Annotated in this window: 1 protein-coding gene; it reads right to left on the bottom strand. The window is 31.8% G+C overall.

The features are described from left to right. Nucleotides 1-251: 251 nt before the first annotated feature. Nucleotides 252-2,246: a tetratricopeptide repeat protein gene (locus tag U9R42_09900; protein ID MEA3496333.1), complete on the bottom strand. Its 1,995-nt coding sequence runs from the start codon at nucleotides 2,244-2,246 to the stop codon at nucleotides 252-254. Nucleotides 2,247-2,379: the final 133 nt, after the last annotated feature.

Raw genomic sequence — 2,379 nt, 5'->3', positions numbered from 1 at the left:
ACTGCCGACTGAAGACTGCCGACTGGTTATTTGTTTAAACGCAGAGGCGCAGAAACGCAGAGGAAAAGTAATTAATAAATCAACGGTATTCTACTGAAGACTGTGGTCTGTTTTTGACTGCTGACTGAAGACTGCCGACTGAAGACTGCCGACTGTTGACTGTTTTTGACTGCCGACTGTGGACTGTTTTTGACTGCCGACTGCCGACTGAAGACTGCCGACTGTGGACTGTTTTTGACTGTGGACTGTTTTTAATGACCCAGAATCACTTCCTCAAGCTCCTTCACTTCCTTATTGTTTGGAAATTTTCTATTTAGTTTTTTTAAATAATTATTCGCAACTTCAATTTCACCTTTGCCCAAATATAATTTTACCATGTTCAAGTGAGCATTAACATAATCAGGGTCAAGCTGTAATGACTTTTTTAGATATAGTTTTGCATTTTCAAAATCTTTATTGAAAAGATACAAAAATCCAAGATTATTATTTGCAATTGCCGAATTAGGATATTCATTTAAAATAAATTCGAATTCTTGCATTGCTTTACTAAACTTTCTGAGCTTTATTAGTTCGGCACCATATTTATTCCTGAATTCCAAATTATAAGGTTGTAACTTAACAGCAAGTTTATAATAAAATAATGCACGCTTATAATTTTTTAAATGATGGTAAGCCTGACCTGTTTGATAATTTGTCATTGCATCTTTCTCTTTTTCAACAAAATATTTTTCAGCAATATTTACTATTTTGTTATAATCTTTTTTCTGAAAATAATAATATATCCAGATTTTTAAATTATTTCTTAAAGGAATATCTTTCAAATATTTATATGCAGAATCAATAACTGCTTTGCTTGTTAAAAATTTTTCAAAATGATGAATGTATGCCCATGCCATAGTTTTGTTATCAGGATTATTATTTGTCATACATTTTAAGCTGATAAAATCTCCTGTTTTTATTTCACTTGTACTTTTTATTGGTTCCTTCCATTTATCAGTAACCCTAATAAAATGATCGGAAATTATAACATGTGGAATATCAAAAGTTCCCGTTCGTACCATGTGGCATTCTATACAATTATTATTATTCTTTTTCCGAACATCTTTACTCTCGCTACAAAGATTATTATTTTCATTATTATGACAAATCATACATTTCGCAACAAAAGTATCAATAGGTGTTTGGTCGAAACTAATATGTTGCATTCCTGCTGTAAAATGACAATCAATACATGTAAGTGGTTTATATTTTGGATTTTTGTGTGATTCTATAAAACATTTGCTTTTCATTAAACGTTCAGGATGTGTTTCCATCCAAAAAGCATCCTCATCATTTTCATACACTTCTCTAAAGACATCAAGTACCTCAGTAACATACATACCCGGTTTAAAATCCAAAAAACTTTTTCCTTCTTTAAGAACAGAATTCCCTTGAGAATGACAACGCAAGCAAATTTGAAACTGAAGATCAACACTTAAGCGTGTAGGCATAACGATAGTGTAATCCGCAGCATTTGAATCTGTTAAAATTCCATCTTCCCAAGCAATGGAATGTAATTCACCGGGACCATGACATCTCTCACAATTAATACCGAGTGGAACTTCTTTGTACTTATTTATTGAACCATCAACAGCGGTTGGATAAGCATTATGACAACTCATACATTCAAAACCCACTTTACGTGAAAAACGGGAATTATTACCATCTTCAAATCCCGGAGGAAAATCTAAAACTCCCTGCTGTGTGTAAAAAGTAAATGGTACCTGAAAAAGATAACCGCCAACATTCATGATATGAGAATTGGTATGCTGACCGGAACCAACTATATAATCTACTTTTTCAATTCTTTTATAAATTGTGTCGCCTTCTTTCAATCTAAACTCAAGCACTTTCATTTCTTTACCATCCCAAAAAGGCTGATAATAAAAATCAGATTTTTCGTCATAAAGCGCTTTTCCCTTTTGAAAAACAGAAGCACTTTTTTTGCGATTTGCCAAGCCGTAAGACATTCCCATTCCCGATTTTATATAATTTTTATATTCATCGTAATGACAAGTCCTACACCTTTCTATACCAACATAGCCAACAGTATCATTCAAATTGAGAAATGTTTTACCATCAAAAACTATTGTCTTTTTTACTTCAAAAGAATCATTTTTTTTAACAAATCTCAGAAATACAAAAACAGCAACAGCAATAATTACTATAATCGCAACTAAGAAGTAATATTTACTGTTTTTTTTCAAATCAACTTTTTTTTAAAATGCAATATTACAAACAAAAACAACAAATTTACACTTCAATTTACACTCAATTGCATAAACACTTTATGGCTTACGCTCGTTTTTATTGAGTGTGGAATAATATCAGCTTTTAATG

The organism is Bacteroidota bacterium, from assembly GCA_034723125.1.
GTDB lineage: Bacteria > Bacteroidota > Bacteroidia > CAILMK01 > JAAYUY01 > JAYEOP01.
This window is presented reverse-complemented; position numbering and strand designations above follow the sequence as displayed.